Source organism: Azospirillum picis (assembly GCF_017876115.1).
Classification (GTDB): domain Bacteria; phylum Pseudomonadota; class Alphaproteobacteria; order Azospirillales; family Azospirillaceae; genus Azospirillum; species Azospirillum picis.
The window spans coordinates 285,775-304,262 of the sequence record NZ_JAGINO010000005.1; the positions used below are offsets into that span (position 1 = coordinate 285,775).

15 protein-coding genes are annotated in these 18,488 nt (G+C 69.1%); 5 read left to right on the top strand and 10 right to left on the bottom strand.

All coding sequences use genetic code 11. From position 1 onward, the window contains the following. Positions 1-19: 19 nt before the first annotated feature. Complete coding sequence (locus tag J2850_RS10125) at positions 20-811, bottom strand: SDR family NAD(P)-dependent oxidoreductase (protein ID WP_209981184.1); 792 nt, start codon at positions 809-811, stop codon at positions 20-22. Positions 812-949: 138 nt separating this feature from the next. Here J2850_RS10125 and J2850_RS10130 point away from each other — a divergent pair, with 138 nt between their 5' ends. Then, on the top strand, positions 950-1,894 hold the full coding sequence (locus J2850_RS10130; RefSeq protein WP_209981186.1) for an AraC family transcriptional regulator: 945 nt from the start codon (positions 950-952) through the stop codon (positions 1,892-1,894). Here J2850_RS10130 and J2850_RS10135 read toward each other — a convergent pair. Beyond that, positions 1,845-2,741, bottom strand: coding sequence for a LysR family transcriptional regulator (locus tag J2850_RS10135; protein ID WP_209981188.1), 897 nt, complete (start codon positions 2,739-2,741; stop codon positions 1,845-1,847). The genes J2850_RS10130 and J2850_RS10135 overlap by 50 nt on opposite strands. A 120-nt stretch (positions 2,742-2,861) precedes the next feature. On the opposite strand from J2850_RS10135, the gene J2850_RS10140 reads away from it, so the two are divergent. Further along, complete coding sequence (locus J2850_RS10140; protein WP_209981190.1) at positions 2,862-3,590, top strand: SDR family oxidoreductase; 729 nt, start codon at positions 2,862-2,864, stop codon at positions 3,588-3,590. 38 nt (positions 3,591-3,628) lie between these two features. Further along, entirely contained in the window at positions 3,629-3,883 is a 255-nt protein-coding gene (locus tag J2850_RS10145) for an Atu4866 domain-containing protein (RefSeq protein ID WP_209981192.1), read from the top strand. 124 nt (positions 3,884-4,007) lie between these two features. Here J2850_RS10145 and J2850_RS10150 read toward each other — a convergent pair whose 3' ends face one another. The 4 genes from J2850_RS10150 to J2850_RS10165 all read right to left on the bottom strand — a co-directional run bounded on the left by J2850_RS10150 (position 4,008) and on the right by J2850_RS10165 (position 8,606). After that, positions 4,008-4,283, bottom strand: a complete 276-nt coding sequence (locus J2850_RS10150) for an AtpZ/AtpI family protein (RefSeq protein WP_209981194.1) — start codon at positions 4,281-4,283, stop codon at positions 4,008-4,010. Between the two features lie 331 nt (positions 4,284-4,614). Next, the gene (locus tag J2850_RS10155) at positions 4,615-5,187 is read right to left on the bottom strand and encodes a sugar O-acetyltransferase (protein WP_246512958.1); all 573 of its coding nucleotides are present in this window, start codon (positions 5,185-5,187) and stop codon (positions 4,615-4,617) included. 193 nt (positions 5,188-5,380) lie between these two features. Further along, the gene (gene amaB / locus J2850_RS10160; RefSeq protein ID WP_209981196.1) at positions 5,381-6,877 is read right to left on the bottom strand and encodes an L-piperidine-6-carboxylate dehydrogenase; all 1,497 of its coding nucleotides are present in this window, start codon (positions 6,875-6,877) and stop codon (positions 5,381-5,383) included. A gap of 70 nt (positions 6,878-6,947) precedes the next feature. After that, positions 6,948-8,606 (bottom strand): thiamine pyrophosphate-binding protein, encoded by a 1,659-nt coding sequence (locus J2850_RS10165; RefSeq protein WP_209981198.1) that lies wholly within the window; start codon positions 8,604-8,606, stop codon positions 6,948-6,950. A 115-nt stretch (positions 8,607-8,721) separates the two neighbouring features. On the opposite strand from J2850_RS10165, the gene gcvA reads away from it, so the two are divergent. Continuing rightward, positions 8,722-9,621: a transcriptional regulator GcvA gene (gene gcvA / locus J2850_RS10170; RefSeq protein ID WP_209981200.1), complete on the top strand. Its 900-nt coding sequence runs from the start codon at positions 8,722-8,724 to the stop codon at positions 9,619-9,621. Between the two features lie 21 nt (positions 9,622-9,642). Here the strand turns inward: gcvA and J2850_RS10175 are convergent, their stop codons facing one another. The 4 genes from J2850_RS10175 to J2850_RS10190 form a co-directional block, all read right to left on the bottom strand. Then, positions 9,643-11,421, bottom strand: coding sequence for an ABC transporter ATP-binding protein/permease (locus J2850_RS10175; protein WP_209981201.1), 1,779 nt, complete (start codon positions 11,419-11,421; stop codon positions 9,643-9,645). A 78-nt stretch (positions 11,422-11,499) separates the two neighbouring features. Next, the gene (gene yddG, locus J2850_RS10180; protein WP_209981202.1) at positions 11,500-12,528 is read right to left on the bottom strand and encodes an aromatic amino acid exporter YddG; all 1,029 of its coding nucleotides are present in this window, start codon (positions 12,526-12,528) and stop codon (positions 11,500-11,502) included. A gap of 118 nt (positions 12,529-12,646) precedes the next feature. Next, positions 12,647-13,453, bottom strand: coding sequence for a LuxR C-terminal-related transcriptional regulator (locus J2850_RS10185; protein WP_209981204.1), 807 nt, complete (start codon positions 13,451-13,453; stop codon positions 12,647-12,649). 745 nt (positions 13,454-14,198) lie between these two features. Continuing rightward, positions 14,199-16,928, bottom strand: coding sequence for a carbohydrate-binding domain-containing protein (locus J2850_RS10190; RefSeq protein ID WP_246512959.1), 2,730 nt, complete (start codon positions 16,926-16,928; stop codon positions 14,199-14,201). A 342-nt stretch (positions 16,929-17,270) separates the two neighbouring features. Here J2850_RS10190 and J2850_RS10195 point away from each other — a divergent pair, with 342 nt between their 5' ends. Beyond that, positions 17,271-18,443, top strand: coding sequence for a glycosyltransferase family 4 protein (locus J2850_RS10195; RefSeq protein WP_209981207.1), 1,173 nt, complete (start codon positions 17,271-17,273; stop codon positions 18,441-18,443). The last annotated feature ends 45 nt before the right edge of the window (positions 18,444-18,488 follow it).

The window sequence follows — 18,488 nt, forward strand, 5'->3', positions numbered from 1 at the left end:
GGAGTGGGGCCGGAACGGATCAGATGGTCTGACCGCCCGAGACCTCGATGCGCTGGCCGGTCACCCAGCGGTTGTCCGGCCCGAGCAGGCTGGCGATCATCGGCCCGATGTCGTCCGGCACGCCAACCCGGCCGAGGGCGGTCATGCCGGCGAACTGCTGGTTCATGCCGGCATCGTCGCGCACCAGCCCGCCGCCGAAATCGGTTTCTATGGCGCCCGGAGCCACCGTGTTTACGGTGATCCCGCGGCTGCCCAGTTCCCGCGCCATGTACACCGTCAGGATCTCGACCGCGCCCTTGGCCGCCGCATAGGCGGAAAAGCCGGGATAAGACACCCGGGTCAGGCCGGACGACAGGTTCACAATCCGCCCGCCGTCGGCGATGAGCGGCAGCAGCGCCTGCACCAGGAAGAAGACACCCTTCACATGCACGTCGAAGAGGCCGCCGAACTGCGCCTCGGTCGTGTCGCCGATCGCCGCGAACTCGCCATGGCCGGCATTGTTGATCAGGTGGTCGAAGCTGTCGCGGCCCCAGTGCTCCTTCAGTGCGCCGCGCAAGGCCTCCACGAAGGTGGGAAAGCCGGCGATCCGGCCGACGTCGAGCCGTAGCGCGACCGCCTTGCGGCCGAGCGCCTCGATTTCCGCCACCACCTCCTGGGCTTGCGCGTCGTTGCCCCGGTGGGCGACGACGACGTCGCCGCCATGCCTGGCGATGCTCAGGGCGGTGTTGCGTCCAAGGCCGCGGTTGGCACCGGTGACGATGGCGATCCCGGCAGGGGTCTGGGCAGTGGTCCGGGCAGTGGTCTGGGTCATGTGACCGATCCCTCTCGTTTGATGCGATGGGGAGAGAGTGGCCCGGAACGCCCGTCCCGTGTTGCCGGATGCTCGCGCGGTCTTGCCTGATCCTCCGGCGTTGTTGCGCCGGCCTCGCTCGCGCACTACCGTCCGATCATGCCAGACGCCCTGCTCGACGCCGTCCGCCGCTACGCCGATGCGCATGCCGACCGCAGCGGCATCGTGCGCACGCCGGTCTCCGGCCTGACCCTTCTGCGTGAAACGACGCCGTCGGCGCTGCAATACGCGATCTCTCAGCCGCTGGTCGCCCTGGTGCTCCAGGGCAGCAAGCGGGTCGCCATGGGCGACCAAACCTTCGATTTCAGCGCCGGAGAATCGCTGCTGATCACGACGGACGTGCCGACCGTCAGCCAGATCACCCGCGCAAGCGTCGTCGCGCCCTATTACGCCCTGGTCGTCGACCTCAATCCCGCCGTGATCGCCGACCTGGTGGCCGAACTCGGCCCGACGCCATCCTCGGCGGGTGCTCCGGTCAGGGTCGACCTCACCGATGCGGAGGTCGCGGATGCCGCGCACCGGCTGATCCGCCTGCTCGATCGTCCGGCCCATCTCTCCGTCCTCCAGACCCAACTGATGCGCGAGCTTCATGTCTGGCTTCTCACCGGACGGCACGGCGGCGCCATCCGCGCCCTCGGTGTCACCGACGGCCATGCACGGCGGATCGCCCGGGCCGTCGCGATCATCCGCGCCGGCTACGCCACGACCCTGCGGGTGGAGCGCCTCGCCGAGGCGGCCGGGATGAGCCCGTCGTCCTTCCACGAGCATTTCCGAGCCATCACCTCGCTGACTCCGCTTCAGTTCCAGAAGCGGCTGCGCCTGATCGAGGCCCGGCGCATGCTGATCGCCGAGGGCGTGATGATCGGCACCGCAGCCTATGCCGTCGGCTATGAAAGCGTCCCGCAGTTCACGCGCGACTACGGCCGCCTGTTCGGCCTGCCGCCGGCACGCGACGTCCGGGCGGCGAAGCAGCGGATGCGGCCGGCCCCGGCGGTCACCGGCGACGCGGCGGCCGGATGCAGGACAGCAGCGCCCGAAGCCTAGGGGAAAGGTTCCGGCGGTCGGGATAGTAGAGGTAGAATCCGGGAAACCGCGGGCAAAAGTCTTCGAGCAACGGCACGAGCTCACCGCGGTCGATCACCTCCCGGAAGCTCTCCTCCATCCCGAAGGTGATGCCGGCCCCGGCACGGGCGAGGCGGATCATCAGCGCCATGTCGTTGGTGGTGATCTCGGGCTCCACCGCGACGGCGAACTCCTTGCCGTCCTCCGCGAACTCCCAGCGGTAGGGGGCGATCCCCGGCGCGCTCCGCCAGCCGATGCAGCGGTGCCGCACCAGGTCGCGCGGGTGGGGCGGGGCGCCGGCACGGGCGAGATAGGCCGGCGCGCAGACCGCGACCTGCCGCTGCTCGCGCGAGACGGGGATGGCGATCATGTCCTGCCCGATCACCTCCCCCAGGCGGATCCCGGCGTCGTAGCCTTCGGCGACGATGTCGAACTCCTCGTCGGTCACCGTGACGTCGAGCTGGATCTCCGGGTTCGCCTCGGCGAAGGCGGCAAGCCAGCTTCCGGACAGGAACTCCTCGGCGATCGACGACACCGCCAGACGCAACTGGCCGCGCGGCCGGCCGCGCATCTCGCCGAGCGACGACAGCGCTGCCCCCATCTCGGCCAAGGCCGGGGCGGCGTCGTTGAACAGGCGTTCCCCTTCCTCGGTCAGCCCGACGCTGCGCGTCGTCCGCCGGACGAGCGCAACGCCGACGGTCTCCTCCAGCCGGCGGATCGTCTGGCTGACGGCGGATCTGGTCACGCCGATGCGGTCCGCCGCGGCGCGGAAGCTCCGCTCCTCCGCCACCGTCAGGAAGACGGCCAGGGCGTTCAGGTCCGGCAACATTGGTTAGCTGTCCTTTCCACTGAAGTCACGACAAGGCGGCTTATCGCGACAATGAGCCGGGGTTACCGTCCGTGCAAGCGCTGAACCGGCGCTTTGCATTCCAGAGGAAAGGAACCGGACATGTCGGATGGAAAGGTCGTTCTCGTCACCGGCGCCTCCAGCGGGATCGGTGTCGGCATCGCCCGCGAACTGGCGGCTGCCGGCTGCCGTCTGATGCTCGGGGCACGGCGCACGGACCGTCTCGCCGCCCTCGCCGCCGAGATCGCGGCGACGGGCGGCGCGGTGCGGACGCGCCGTCTCGACGTCACCGACCGTGCCGACGTCGCCGCCTTCGCGGAGGAGGCGCACGCCGCCTTCGGACGGGTCGACGTGATCGTCAACAATGCGGGAGTGATGCCGCTGTCCCTCATGGCCTCGCTGAAGGTCGAGGAATGGGACCGGATGATCGACGTGAACATCAAGGGCGTCCTCTACGGCATCGCCGCCGTGCTGCCGGAGATGACCGCGCGTGGCTCCGGCCATATCGTCAACATCGCCTCCATCGGGGCGCTCTCGGTGTCCCCGACGGCCGCCGTCTATTGCGCGACCAAATACGCCGTGCGGGCGATCTCCGACGGCCTGCGGCAGGAGCGGGCCGACCTCCGCGTCACCTGCATCCATCCCGGCGTGGTCGAGAGCGAACTGGCCGACAGCATCACCGACCCGGCGGCGGCCGAGGCGATGGCCTCCTACCGCGCGATCGCCCTGCAGCCGGACGCCATCGGCCGTACCGTGCGCTACGCGATCGAGCAGCCCGACGACGTCGACGTCAACGAGATCGTCGTGCGCCCGACCCGGTCGGCGCATTGAGACAAGACGAACTCCATCGAACTCCATCGGAGGACGCCATGACCCCTCACCCGCATTCCCAGTCCTTCGTCGGCGTCTGGGTAACCGCCGACGGCCACATCCGCCACGAGCTTCTGCCCGACGGACGCTATGACGAAGCCCGCGGCAGCCGCAGGAGCGCATATCGCGGCCGTTACGTCGTCACCGGCACCCACATCGACTATTGGGACGACACCGGCTTCACCGCCGATGGCGAATTCATCGACGGCGTCCTGCATCATGCGGGAATGATCTTCCGTCGACAGCAGCCCTGAGAAGGGCCGCCGCGCGAGCGCCGCCTTGCCCCCGCAGGGTCCGGGGTAGGGGGTCCAGGGTGGGCGGCTATGGCGGTATGGACTGAGCGGCGACCAGGAGGAGCGGGCCGGTCCGCGGCAGGGCTCAGCGCTCCTGCCCGATGCGGCTCCAGGCCAGTCCGATGCCGACCGCCACGCCGGCGGCGAGCAGCAACGCCGTCCAGAGGACGCCGCCACCGGCGCGTTCGTCGAACCAGCGCCCGGCGAGCAGCCCTGCCAGCGTCGGGACGGCCATCAGCCAGACGAGCGCCCCGATCAGGGGGACGCTGCGGCTGAAAGGCCGTTTGCCTGCCTGTGATCGGCGGCGCTCACTGCGGCGAGAGCCGCCGGACGGGGATTCCTGCTGGTCGGGTTCGGTCATGGCGCGTCCTCGCAGCTACGGCCTTGCACGAACAGGGCAAAAAAAGGACCGGCAGGCCGCACCGATGGCGGACCCGCGGCGCCGCCCACCCGGCCTTCCCCCGGCAATCGCAGGGACAGCCGGGGAAAGGGGCGCCCCGCCCGGGGCGCCGTCGGGGTGGACGGCAGAACGTCAACCGGATCGGCCACCAGGGACCAGGATAGACCCGGCTGGCCGGTTGCGGCATTGCGTCAAATCAAACCCTGCCCCAGCGAATTGGCAGGATAGCACCGGTGGCGGCGCCCCGGCCGGACCGGCTGAAACTTGCCGGCACCCCTGGGCGCCAGGCAGTTCAGCCGTCCTTGAGGGACCGGATGGGCCGTGCCGGGTTGCCGCCGACCAGCGTATCGGGCGGAACGTCCCTGGTGACCACCGAGCCGGCGGCGACGACCGAGTTCTCGCCGACCGTCACCCCGCCGATGATCGTCGCGCCGGCTGCGATCCAGACGTTTCTCTCGATCCTGATCGGCTTCCCGATGGTGGCGGCGCGCCGTTGCGAGGGGTCGAGGGGATGGCCCGTCGTGATGATGCTGACATTCGGCCCGATCATCACGTCGTCGCCGATGTCGAGCCCGCCGAGATCGTAGAAGGTGCAGTTCTGGTTGATGAAGACATTGCGCCCGACGCGGATTTCATCGCCACCGGCCGTAAAGAATGGCGGAATCAGCAGGAAGCTCTCGTCCACCGCCCGGCCGGTGAGCTGCCCGAACAGCGTGCGGACCTCGTCCGCATCGTCGAACGTCAGGCGGTTGAGCGCTGCGGTGATGGCCATCGCCCGGCGGACGTTCGCCAGCATGGCCGCCGACTCCGCGGTCCTGCCGTGGATGACGCGGGTTTTGTCGCGGTTCGTGTCGTCTTCCGACATGCGCCCTGTACCCCGTTGCGCGATCGAACGCCCACGAGGGCGCGGGGCAACGGTACCCGGAGGGCCGCGCAAGGCGAACCGAATTCCGCTCCGCCGCCGGCGACACCCGTCAAGGTGCTCCTGCGGCGGAGCGGGCAACGGTGATCGGGGCGGGCCGCCTGTTCGGCAGCGGTCCGCCCCGGAGGCGGTTTGCTCAGCCCATGATCTCGAACTTGATGCCCTGGGCCAGCGGCAGCGCCGAGGAGTAGTTCACGGTCGCGGTCTGGCGGCGCATGTAGGCCTTCCAGGCGTCGGACCCGGACTCGCGCCCGCCGCCGGTCTCCTTCTCGCCGCCGAAGGCGCCGCCGATCTCCGCCCCGCTGGGGCCGATGTTGACGTTGGCGATGCCGCAGTCGGAGCCCGAGGCCGACAGGAAACGCTCCGTCTCGCGGAGGTCGGTGGAGAAGATGCAGGAGGACAGGCCCTGCGGCACCGCGTTCTGCAGCGCGATGGCCTCATCCAGCGTGTCGTAGGTCAGGACGTAGAGGATCGGCGCGAAGGTCTCGTGCCGCACCACCTCGGTCTGGCCCGGCATCTCGACGATGGCCGGCGTGACGTAATAGGCGTCGGGGAAGCGGTCGGCCAGCGTACGCTCGCCGCCGGTCACCGTGCCGCCCTCGGCCTTGGCGGCCTCCAGCGCACGCTGCATCGCCTTGAAGGCGTCGGCATCGACCAGCGGCCCCATCAGCACGCCCTGGTCGAGCGGGTTGCCGATCTGGACGGAGGCGTAGGCCGCCTTCAGGCGCGGCAGCAGCTGGTCCTTGACCGAACGGTGGACGATCAGCCGGCGCAGCGTGGTGCAGCGCTGGCCGCAGGTGCCGACGGCCGAGAACAGGATGGCGCGCAGCGCCATGTCGAGGTCGGCGGACGGCGCCACGATCATCGCGTTGTTGCCGCCCAGCTCCAGGATCGAGCGGCCGAAGCGCTCGGCCACCAGCTTGGCGACCTCGCGGCCCATCCGGGTGGAGCCGGTGGCCGAGACGACCGGGAAGCCGGGATGGGCGACCAGCGCCTCGCCGACGGCGCGGCCGCCCTGGACCACCTGGCTCAGGTTGGCCGGGGCATCGCCGAAGCGGGCGGCGGCACGCTCGAAGATCACCTGGCAGGCGGCGGCGGTCAGCGGGGTCTTCTCCGACGGCTTCCACACCACCGGGTCGCCGCAGACCAGCGCCAGCGCCGCGTTCCACGACCACACCGCGACCGGGAAGTTGAAGGCGGAGATCACCAGGCAGGGACCGGCCGGGTGCCAGGTCTCGCGCATCGAGTGGCCGGGACGCTCCGACGCGATGGTCAGGCCGTAGAGCTGGCGCGACAGGCCGACCGCGAAGTCGCAGATGTCGATCATCTCCTGCACTTCGCCCAGGCCTTCCTGGTAGATCTTGCCGGCCTCCAGCGAGACCAGCCGGCCGAGGTCCTCCTTGGCGGCGCGCAGTTCCTCGCCCAGCAGGCGGACCAGCTCGCCGCGGCGAGGGGCCGGGACCGAGCGCCACGCCTCGAAGGCGCGGGCGGCGTTGGCGGCGATGTCCGGCACCTGGGAGGGCGCGGTTTCCGCCACCGTGGCGAGCGTGGCGCCGTCGATCGGCGAGCGGGCGGAAAGCCCGGCCCCGGACGAGGTCAAGCCGAAACGGGAGAGGATGTCGCTGTGCTGCACCGGGGTGGCTCCTTGGGTGTGATGCTGAATTTTCCCTCTCCCGCCCCGGGGGAGGGCAGGGTTCCCTAAATCACTTGCTCTTTCCCCCCGCGCGGATCTCCGAGAGGGTCCGGCCGGGGGTGAGGGCTTCTGGGTCGAGCTTGACGTGGATGATGGCCGGCAGCCCAGACGCCCGGGCGCGTTCGAAGGCCGGGGCGAACTGCTCGGTGGTCTCCACCGTCTCGCCGTGGCCGCCGTAGGCGCGGGCAAAGGCGGCGAAATCCGGGTTCTGGAGCTGCGTGCCGGAGACGCGGCCGGGATACTCGCGCTCCTGATGCATGCGGATGGTGCCGTACATGCCGTTGTCGACCACCAGCACGATGACCGCGGCGCCTTCCTGGACGGCGGTGCCGAACTCCAGCCCGGTCATCTGGAAGCAGCCGTCGCCGGCGAAGCACAGCACGTCGCGGGTGCGGTTCTCGAGCTTGGCGGCGATCGCCGCCGGCAGGCCGTAGCCCATCGAGCCGCAGACCGGAGCCACCTGGGTGCCGAAGCGGCGGAAACGGTGGAAGCGGTGGATCCAGGTGGCGTAGTTGCCGGCACCGTTGGTGAAGACGGCGTCGTCCGCCAGCCGCTCGTCCAGCCAGGACATGATCCGGCCCATCTGCACCGCGCCGGGGATCGCCTCGGGCGGGGTGCTCCAGGCCAGGTAGGCGGCATGCGCCGCCTCGGCGCGGGCGGCCCAGGCCGGCTGGGCCACGACGGCCAATCCCGCCGCCGCCTCCAGGAAGGCGCCCGGCGTGGCGACGACGCCCAGCGCCGGCCGGTAGACGCGGCCGATCTCCTCCGCGCCGGGATGGACGTGCACGATCGCCTTGCCCGGATCGGGGATCCCCAGCAGCCCGTAGCTCTGCGACGGCACCTCGGAGAAGCGGTCGCCGAGCAGGATGACGAGGTCGCTGTCCTTGACCAGGGCTGTCAGCTTGGGATTGATGCCCAGCCCGATGTCGCCGGCATAGAGCGGATGGGCGTGGTCGAACAGCATCTGCCGGCGGAAGGTGACGGCCACCGGAAGCGAGAGCCGCTCGGCGAAGGTCTTCAGCGCCGAGGCCGATTCCTTGGTCCAGCGCGAGCCGCCGGCGACCAGCAGTGGCCGTTCGGCCTTGGCCAGCAGCTCGGCGAAGGCCTTGAGCTGGCCTTGGGTCGGCGCGCTCTCCACCGGTTCGGCCTGCGGGGCTACGGCGGCGTCGGCCGTCTCGGTCAGCGTGTCCTCCGGCAGCGCCAGCACCACCGGGCCGGGGCGGCCGGCCATGGCGGTGTGGAAGGCGCGGGAAATCATTTCCGGCACGCGCTCGGCGCTGTCGATCTCGGCGACCCACTTGCACATGCCGCCGAACAGCTTGCCGTAATCGACCTCCTGGAAGGCGTCGCGGCCGCGCATGCCGCGCTCTATCTGGCCGACCAGCACCACCAGCGGAGTCTCGTCCTGCTGGGCGACATGGATGCCGGAGGCGGCGTTGGTGGCGCCAGGGCCGCGGGTGACCAGGCAGACGCCGGGGCGGCCGGTCAGCTTGCCCTGCGCCTCGGCCATCATCGCCGCACCGCCCTCATGGCGGCAGACCACCATCTCGATCGGGCTGTCGTGCAGCGCGTCCAGCACGGCGAGATAGCTCTCGCCGGGCACGCCGAACACCCGCCGCACGCCCTGCGCCTCCAGCGCCTCGACGACCAATTGACCACCGGTCTTCATCGCCCAACCGTCCCGCCTGTTCCGGATCTCCCAATGATAGCGACCCTGCACCCCGCCGTTCCAGGGTGCAAACGACTTTCTTTCCCGGCATCATGAGCTTTGGTAATGAAGTCGCATGGATCTGCAGCGCCGCCTCCTTCCATCGATGAGCATGCTGACCGCGTTCGAGGCGGCGGCCCGGACCGGCAGCTTCACCGCCGCCGCGGCCGAGCTGTCGCTGACGCAAGGGGCGGTCAGCCGCCAGGTGAAGGCGCTGGAGGAACAGATCGGCACGCCGCTGTTCACCCGGCAGGGCCAGCGGGTGGCGCTGACCCCGACCGGGGCACTCTATGCCGAGCCGGTGCGCGACGCCCTGCGCCAGATCGCGGCGGCGACGGTGCGGACCATCGCCGCCCCGAAGGGCGGGGTGCTGAACCTCGCCATCCTGCCGACCTTCGGCACGCGCTGGCTGGTGCCGCGATTGCCGGCCTTCCAGGCCGCCCACCCCCATGTCGTGATCCATTTCACCACCAAGCTGGCTCCGTTCGACTTCCGGACCCACGACTTGGACGCCGCCATCCATTACGGGCTGGGCGACTGGCCGGACGCCGTCTGCGACCATCTGCTGGACGAGGAGGTTCTGCCGGTCTGCTCCCCGGCCTTCCTGGCGGCGCATCCGGTGCGCGAGCCGGCCGACCTGCTGGCGCTGCCGCTGCTGCACACCAGCACGCGGGCCGAGGCGTGGAACGACTGGCTGGCGGCGCAGGGGTTGCCGCCGCGTCCCGGCGCCGGCATGGTCTTCGAACAGTTCGCCACCACCGCCCAGGCGGCGGAGGCCGGGTTGGGGGTGGCGCTGCTGCCGACGCTTCTGGTCCGCAATGAACTGGCCGAGGGCGCGCTGCTGCCGGCAATCGACCGCCCGCACCACAGCGCGCGGTCCTATTACCTCGTTCATCCCCGCGGCAAGGCCGACCATCCGCCTTTCGCCGCCTTCCGGCAATGGCTGCTGGCGGAGGCACGGGGGGCCGGCGCGTGACGGGAGCGCCCGCCTGCGTTGCTACTCCGCCGGGGCCAGCCTCCCGACTCCGTCGCCGTCCCGCCGCACCGACAGCTTGCGGTCATGGAAGGCGGCGAGGCTGGCGCGGTGGCCGACGCTGACCAGCGTGGTCTCGGGCAGGCGGTCGCGCAGCAGGCGATAGAGCCGCTCCTCCGTCTCGGGGTCGCAGGCCGACGTCGCCTCGTCCAGATAGAGCCAGCCGGGCCTGTGCAGCAGGGCGCGGGCGATGGCGAGGCGCTGCTGTTCGCCGCCGGACAGGCGGTTGGTCCAGTGGTCCTCCTCCTGCAGGCTGTCGGCGAAGCCGGCCATGCCGACGGCGTCCAGCACCGCCCGCACCGCTTCGGCGTCGAAGGCTTCGGGCGGTGCCGGGTAGGCGACGGCGGCATGCAGGCTGCCGATCGGCAGGTAGGGCCTCTGCGGCAGTACCATGGCGTCCCCGTTGGCCGGTAGGGCGATGCGGCCATGGCCGAAGGGCCAGATGCCGGCCACGGCACGCAGGATCATGCTCTTGCCCGACCCCGACGGGCCGGTGATCAGCACCCGCTCGCCGGGTTCGACCGTCAGGTCGGCGCGCAGCAGCGGCGGTCCGCCGCCGGGCAGCGCCGGTGCCAGCCCATCGAGCCTCAGGGTCCCGTCGGCGGCGCTCCTCCGCTCTATTCCCGCCTCGTCGCGGGCGGCCCGCCGCACCGCGCCGATCGCCTGCCGGAAACCGGTCAGGCGGCTGGTCGTGGCGTGCCAGTCCGCCAAGCTCACATAGGCGTCGATGAACCAGGACAGCGATTGCTGCACCTGCCCGAAGGACTCCGAGGTCTGGGTCAGCGCGCCGAGCGGCAGGGCACCGCTGAAATAGCGCGGGGCCGCGACCAGGAACGGGAAGATGATGGCCAATTGCCCGTAGGCGGAGGTGAACCAGACCAGCCGCTTCTGCGTGCGCATCAGGTCCCACCAGTTGGCGACCACGCGGCCGAAGCGGGCGGCGAGCCAGCGGGCCTCCTGCGCCTCGCCCCGCTGCAAGGCGACACTCTCGGCATTCTCGCGCAGGCGGACCAGGGAGAAGCGGAAATCCGCCTCGTATCGCTGCTGGTCGTAGCTGAGGCCTGCCAGCGGCCGGCCGATCCGGTGGGTGATCCAGGTGCCGGCCGCCGCATAGCCCAGCGCCACCCACACCATGTAGCCGGGCAGGTCGATGCCGAGCCACGGGATGGCGAGCGCGCCGGACAGGCTCCACAGGATCACGAGGAACGAAACCAGCGACACGAGATTGGTCAGGAATCCCAGCGACAGGCCGAGGGTGAGCTGCACGAAGCTGCGCAGATCCTCGGAGATGCGCTGGTCCGGGTTGTCGGTGCGGCCGCCGGCGAAGGCCAGCCGGTAATAGGTCTGGCCGTCCAGCCAGTCGCCGAGGTAGCGCTCGGTCAGCCACCGCCGCCAGCGGATCTGCAGCATCTGGTTCAGGTAGAGCCGGTAGACCGCCACGGCGATGAAGACCAGCGCCAGCCCGCCGAACAGCAGCAGGGAATGCACGAAGGCGCCCTGGTCCTTGTCCTGCAGCGCATTGAAGATGTCGGCATTGATCTGGGTGAACCGGACATCCATGAACACCGCTCCCAGGTTGAGGGCGATGATCGACGCCAGCAGGCGGCGTGCCACCCATTTCTCTTCCGAGAACCAGTAGGGGCGGGTCAGGCGCCAGACATCGGACAGGAAGGCGCGGGCGGCGGCCAGGCGCCCGGAGGGGGCGGTGGTGGGGGAGGCGGTGGAGGACGGCTGCGCTGGCATCGGTGGAACACCCGCGGAGAGTCGGAGCGACCCTTGCCGATTATCACTCTTCGATGCCGGGGCGGCATGAATTCGCCGTCAAGATCCTGTCATGTCGCCCCGGCCGCCGGTCCTGGCCGCTGTCTCGCCGGCCCTGCCACCGGCCTTCCCGGCATCCCCCTTCCCACCGCGGGAGCGTCCGCGAATCACATCCCAACTCGCCATCACCGCGCCGCCGGCGATCAGCGCGCAGGCCGCCCACACCGACCAGTTCCCGCTGGCCTGCCCGAACAGGATCAGCAGCAGGGTGGAGGCCGGCGGCACCGCGTAGGACATCACCCCCAGCGCCCGGATGTCGCCCCGCTTCATCCCGTGGTCCCACACGAAGAAGGCCAGCCCGTCAGGGCCGAGGCCGAGCGCCAGCAGCGCAAGCCACCCCGCCGCCTGCTGCGGCCAGACCGTCGCGTCCTCGAACAGCAGGTGCCCCGCCAGGCCGAGCATGGCGGTGACCAGGCAGAAACCGCTGACCGCCTCGGTCGGCACGTTGCCGAAGCGGCGCGACAGCACGGAATAGGCGCCCCAGATCAGGGCGGCGGACAATGCGGCGGCGTAGGCCGGAAGATTGCCGCCCTCCAGGTGCAGGCCGCCGCCGCGGCCCGCCAGGATCAGCATGGTCCCGGCAAGCCCGCAGAGCGCGCCGGCCACATGGGCCAGCTTCAGCCGCTCTCCCGGCAGCAGTGCCGAGAACAGAACGATGCACAGCGGCCAGAGATAGTTCAGCAGATTGACTTCCACTGCCGCATCGGGCGCCAGATGGAAGGCCAGGAACAGGCAGGCATGGTAGCCGAACAGCCCGCCGACCCCGACCAGCCAGACCGGCAACGGCTGGCGGACCGCTGCCAGCACGTCGCGCCCGCGGGCGAGGCCAATGGCTGTGCCTGCCGCGAACGCCAGCCCGAAGGTGACGGCGACGAGCTGCAGGGGCGGCATGGCGCTGGACAGCGAGGTCAGCAGGGCCGCGGTCGACCACAGCAGGATGGCGATCGCGCCGATGCCCGTCGCCCTCCGGACATCACCGGCGGCGGGCGGGCTGGGCTTGGCGGGGTGGGGCAGGGCATCGGCGCTCATGCCGGCTGCATAGCCGAGCCGCCGATGCTCCGCAATGGGGGTCGCGCCGGCCGGCGCTGCTCCCAGGGTCTTCCGCGTGAGTCACGTTTCAAGCGATACGGCTTGAAACGATCACGCTTTAGGGTGCGCTCCGTTCCAGGAAATACTCCATTTCCTGGATGATGCCGCTCTGGGCCGCCCACAGCGCCGCCTGGGTGCGGTTGCGGACGTTGATGGTCTGCATGATGTGGCGGACGTGCAGCTTGACCAGATCCTCGGTCATCAGCATCTCGCGCGCGATCTCCTTGTTGCTGCACCCGTCCATGATCAGCTTCAGGATGCGGGCGTGGCGCGGGTAAAGGCCAGGATAGCCGAGGAGTTCCGTCTCGTGCTGCTGGACCGAGCCGTCGTCGGACGTCCGGCGCAGCGCCGTCGGCGAGAAATACTCGAAGCACTCCTCCGGCACCACCGGCTCGCCGGCGTGGATCAGGCGCAAGGCCAGGACGAAAGCGGTCGGGGCCATGCGGTTCAGCAGGTAGCCGCGCACGCCGAAGCGCAGGGCCATGCGCATGTGATGGGCGGAGAACTCGTCGGCGATCATCGCCAGCTTCGCCTGCTCGCCGTACCAACTCCGGAAGTTCCAGGCGTCGGTCTTCAGAGAGGCGAGATCGAACAGCACGATGTCGGCCGTGCGCTCGGGCGGCTGGCCGGGTGGCCCGGCCGGCTCACGCGGTTCCAGCGTCGCGACGGACGCGTTGGCGAGGCCGGGCGATATCCGGTCCGGACCGCCGTTCAGGCGGCCGCTCCAGGACGGCCGGGGAGAAAGGCCGGCGGCGAGCCGGCTCTGCGGATCGATGACTTCGAAACAATCGTCGAGGATGTTGAGGATTGATTCACGCAGCAGTCGGCTCTGATTATGAACAATCACACGAATGCGATTGGGCATGTCCGTCTCCCCCAAAGATTTGGACGTTCGGTGCATGCCATCGCTCGGCCGTTTCGCAGGTCTTCCTCCCGGGACGCTGCGTCGTGCTTTGGCGGCATCGCGGAGTGACGGTGCAGGCGTCGCCGGTTTCTGACGTCCGGCGCCCGGCCGGTGGCTCCCCGTTCGAGCCCCGGCCGGTCGTGCTGCCGTTCCACCCCTCGATTAAGTACCGCCGCGCTGGACCGTGGCGATGACCGGATCGATGGGCGATGCACGTTGTATCTGGTGGGTTGTGCTCGCCCAATCGAATTTAAGCCGAACTATGGTCCGGCACGCACGGCATTGTCTTCAACACTTTTGGAAAGATTCCAGGTTCAGACGGATCGAACCTTACGCTGTCGAGGGAGAGCGTCCTGTCAGAAGGATTGAAATAATAAGACCTTCTGGCATTCAGGTGGAGAAGAGATAGTCCGATAAAGGGCAGGACAGATCAGGAGTATGGCCGCGGAAGTGGCAGTTCCTTAGAACAACAGGCCGAAAGATATCCATGCATAAAGAAGAGAAAGCCAATCATAAAGCAATTTCAATTAGAAATCTCTATTCCATACGGCTTCCTAGGGCGCCTTAGCTGGAAGATAATATAGACTCTTAAATTGAGTTTGCCAGAGGAATTCGCCGTCAATCATCCGTCGCTCTGCATGCCGCCGCCCGTCATGCCGTTGCCGGCGCGAACCCGCGCGTGGCGGGGCTCGCGCCGGCCGGCTGCTCAGGCGGCGTCGTGGGTGATGGCGTAAACGCCGGTGTCCCAGCGCGCGATGCTGGTGTCGAAGCCGCCGATCCCGTTCACCACGTCGAAGCTCTGGCTGGTGTGGTGGACGAGGTCCTCGACTTTGTAATGCCCGTTGGCGAGCTGCAGCTCGACATGGGTGGCGACCGCCTTGCGCGCGGCGGTGTCGTTGAAGTCGACCCGGTCGGAGGCGACGACGATCAGCCGGTCCTTCTGGTCGTAGAAGCCGTAGCCGGTGATCTGGGCGTCCGGATCCTTGTCGGTGAAGCTCAGCGGCCCGTGATAGTTCAGCGCCTCGTCGCCGATCAGCACCGGTGCCTTGGCCTTGAGTGCCGCGATCTCGGCGTCGCTGATCAGGCTGTGGCCGTCATAGCTCGCCTGCGGGATGATCCATGCGCTGGGCGCGTTGGCCGCGGTGATCGACGGCAGCGCCTCGTCGCTGACATAGTAGCCGAAGGTCACGCCGGCGTCGTGCAGCTTGGTGATCGGCTCCAGCAGTTCGCCCAGATAGGCGTTGCCGATCGAGTTGCCCGCCGGTTCCAGCGCGTTCATCGCCTTCTCGGCGTTGACGCTGTAATAGAGCGCCGGGCCGAAGGGACGCGTCGGCACGATGTCCCGCAGCATGTCCAGCCACTCCTGCTTGACCTCGCCCCAGTCGTGATAGCTGCGCGACCACTGCTCGGCGGCGCGGCGCGCGCCGCCATGGTCGTCGGCGACCATCGTCCAGCCGCTCTGGAGCCAGGTCTGCTCCAGCCGGCCCCAGCCCAGCTCCTCGCGCACCGTGCCGGTGACGCCGGTGTAGAGGCTGTCCACCGCGTTCCAGTAATCGTTCTCCGACGAGGACAGCATGTGGCCGTAGTGGGCCTCCGGCGCGCGGGCGGCATGGATGCCCAGCATCGCCTGTTCGTAGGAGGCCGGCGCCTGCTTGTGCTGCATCTCGAAGTGTTCGAGCGTCTGCACGTTGAACAGGATGTCATCCGGGTTCATCGTCTTGGCAATGACGCGGGCGTCGACGCCCGCGAACTCGCGCATCGCCGCCGGGGTGAAGGAGACCTGGGTGGTCAGCCAGGCGTTGTGGCCGGTGTTCTTGACGATGGCGTCGTCCAGTGCCTTCCAGCCATAGGCCCAGCCGTCGACGAAATAATCGAGCCACTGCGTCGGATGGTTGTCGACGATGTCGGCGGCCTGCTGCGCCAGGGTCGAGCCGGCGACCTTGATCCCGGTCTTGGCGCTGAACTCGGCGATCATGCGGCTGTTGAAGAAGTCCATCACGCCCGAATGCGGGCTACCGTCGAAGAAGTCGGCCAACTCGTAGCCGCGGGTGCCGGTCAGGGCCGACAGGCGGCCCAGCTTGTCCGCCATCCAGTCGGCGTAATGGGCGGTGCCGCCGGTCCAGCCGGCCGGCGCGTCCTTGGCGTCCAGCGGCATCAGCGGGCTGACGTAGCCCCAGCCATAGGGGTTGCTGCTGTCGGAATTGAGAACGTTGCCGTCGCCGTCGCGCCCGAGATATTGCGGGTGCGCCTTCACCCAGGTGACCCAGGCCTGGTGGCCGGGCAGGCTGGCGAACTCGCCACCGTTCTGCGAATACTCGAAGGTGTCCTCCCAAAGCTGCAGCCCGATCAGCGGCAGCACGCCATCGGCGAGGTGGCCGGCGGCGACGTCGCGGGTCTCCTTCAGGTGCGCGGCGTTCTTGTAGTCGGGCACCGAGTCCCAGAACAGGTGCTGCGGCGCCAACCCGCGGTCCGCCCCCCAGGAGATGGTGGACACGTCGGACATCAGCGGCGGCCGGTCGCTGCTGACGGCACCGGTGGCGTCATGCTCGGTCTTGGGCGGGGCCGGCGGCAGGGTGGTGGGAGGGGAGGGGGTGGTGGCTGCGGTCGACGCCAACTGCGCCGCCGTCACCGGGAAGGACAGGGTGCCGTTCCACCACATGCCCTTCTGGCCGGCGATTACGTCCCTGCCGTCCAGCGCGCCCTTGTCATAGGTGACCCCGGCGGCGGTCGAGGCGATGGCGTGGCCGTTGACGACCACCGATCCGACGCTGAGGCTGCGGTCCTGGCCGTTCACCACGCCGTCGTTGTCGTACTGGACCTGGATCTTGTGCGCCAGGGTCGGGTCGAGGTTGACCGTGAACTTGTACGCCGTCTCGGCGGCGGCGGCGACCTTGGCCTCGGCGACGGCCTTGCCGTCGACCAGCAGCTTGAAGTGCGGCGGCACGCCGCCGGCGCTGGTGCCGGAGGCGTTGACCACGATCTCGAAGGGCTTCGACGCCGACGGCGTGGCGGCGGACGATGCCGTTGCCGGGAAGAGCGACGCCGGCAGCGGCACGTTCAGGGCGCCGCCCCAGAACAGCCCCTCCTGCCCCGTCACCACGTCCTTACCGTCGACCGGCCCCTTGTCGTAGGTCACCGACTTGTCGGTCGCGGCGATCGGGGTTCCGTTCACCGACACGGTGCGGACGAAGAGGTTGCGGTCCTCGCCGTTCTTCGTGCCGTCGTTGTCGTAGACGATCTGCAGCTTGTGGGCGCTGCCGGCTTCCACCTTGGCACTGATGGTGTAGCGGCCGAGGCTGCTGCTGTTCACCGTCGCTTGGCCGATGGTGGTGCCATCGAGCTTCAGGGACAAATGCGGCCAGATGCCGCCGGCCGCGTTGCCCCAGGCATCGATTGCGAAGGTGACGTCGATGAGGTTGGAACCGGTGCTCGCCATTGGTGAGTCTCCCATTAACGAAAGATTAGGAAAAAGCCAGATCGAGGTAACAGGATCGATTGGGTTAGCCTATTCGTTCGGGAGTCTTGACATGTTGTTTGGAGTCTAGCGCATGACAATGATGAGATATGAATCTGACTCATCTTTGACTCTTCCATAAAAATCGTTTTTGGATTTGCGAATGTTTTAAAAATCAAAAGATACGGTAAAACAACGCTGGTCTTACGCCTGTTGATATCTGCTGCGCCCATTCGATTGTTTGGCGTATGCACCGGCCCCGTGGTCCACTTCGACTTGCACCGCCGCCGATACCGTCCAAGCAGCCGAGCAGGAGCAGCCGCGATGCGCATTGCCGTCGTCACGCAGAAGATTGTTCACCACGACGGCCAGGGCCGGGTGAATGCCGTGGTGGTGACCGAGTTGCTGCGCCGCGGGCACGAGGTGGTCGCCGTCGCGGCCGAGGTGGCGGCGGACCTGCGGAGCCACCCGCGCCTGCGCTGGGTGCCGGTCGGGGACGGCGGGGTGCCGACCCGGCTCGCCAAGGACCAGATCTTCGCTTGGCGGGCGGGCCGGGCGCTGGCGGAGGAGCGCCGCCGCGGCCTCGACCGGGTGGTGGCGAACGGCTTCGTCAGTTGGGCGAGGTCGGACGTCAATGCCGTGCATTTCGTCCACTCCGCCTGGCTGCGGTCACCCGCCCACCCGATCAGGAAGGGGCTCTCGCCGCTCTCGTTCTATCGGGCGCTCTATACGCTGCTGAACGTCGCCTTCGAACGCTGGAGTTTCCGCCGCAGCGGTCGCCTGGTGGCGGTGTCGCGCACGGTGCGGGACGAGCTGCTGGCCGACGGCCACGATCCCGACCGGGTGACGGTGATCGACAACGGCGTCGATGTCGGGGAATTCCGGCCCGGCCTGCCGGATCCGTCGCTGTTCGGCCTGCCACCCGGCGTCCCGGTCGCCTTGTTCGTCGGCGATGCCCGCAGCGACCGCAAGAACCTGGACGGCATCCTGCGCGCGCTGGCCGGCGTGCCGGGCCTGTCGCTGGCGGTGGTCGGCGACGAGCGGGGCGGCCCCTTTCCGGACTTGGCGCAGTCGCTCGGCGTGGCCGATCGCGTGCGGTTCCTCGGCCATCGCCGCGACGTCGCGGCGCTGATGCGGGCCGCGGACCTGTTCGTCTTCCCGACCCGCTACGAACCTTTCGGGCTGGTCCTGCTGGAGGCGGCGGCGAGCGGCCTGCCGGTGGTCACCACCCGCCTGTCGGGTGCCGGCCGCCTGCTGGAGGAGGGGGCCGTCATCCTGCTGGACGATCCCGAGGATGAGGCCGCGCTGGTTGGGGCGCTGCGGCGGCTGGCCGCCGACCCGCAGGAGCGCCGGCGGATGGGCGACGCCGGCCGCCGCATCGCCGAGCGGCAGGACTGGTCGGTGACGGCGGGGCTCTATGCCGACCTGGTGGAATCGCCGGAGCCGCTCAACCGGAGGGCCGGCGAGGGCCAAGGGGTCCTGCGCTCGACGCCGTGAAGGAGATGCGCATTCCCGACGCCTCCGTGCCCAGCGCACCCGCCC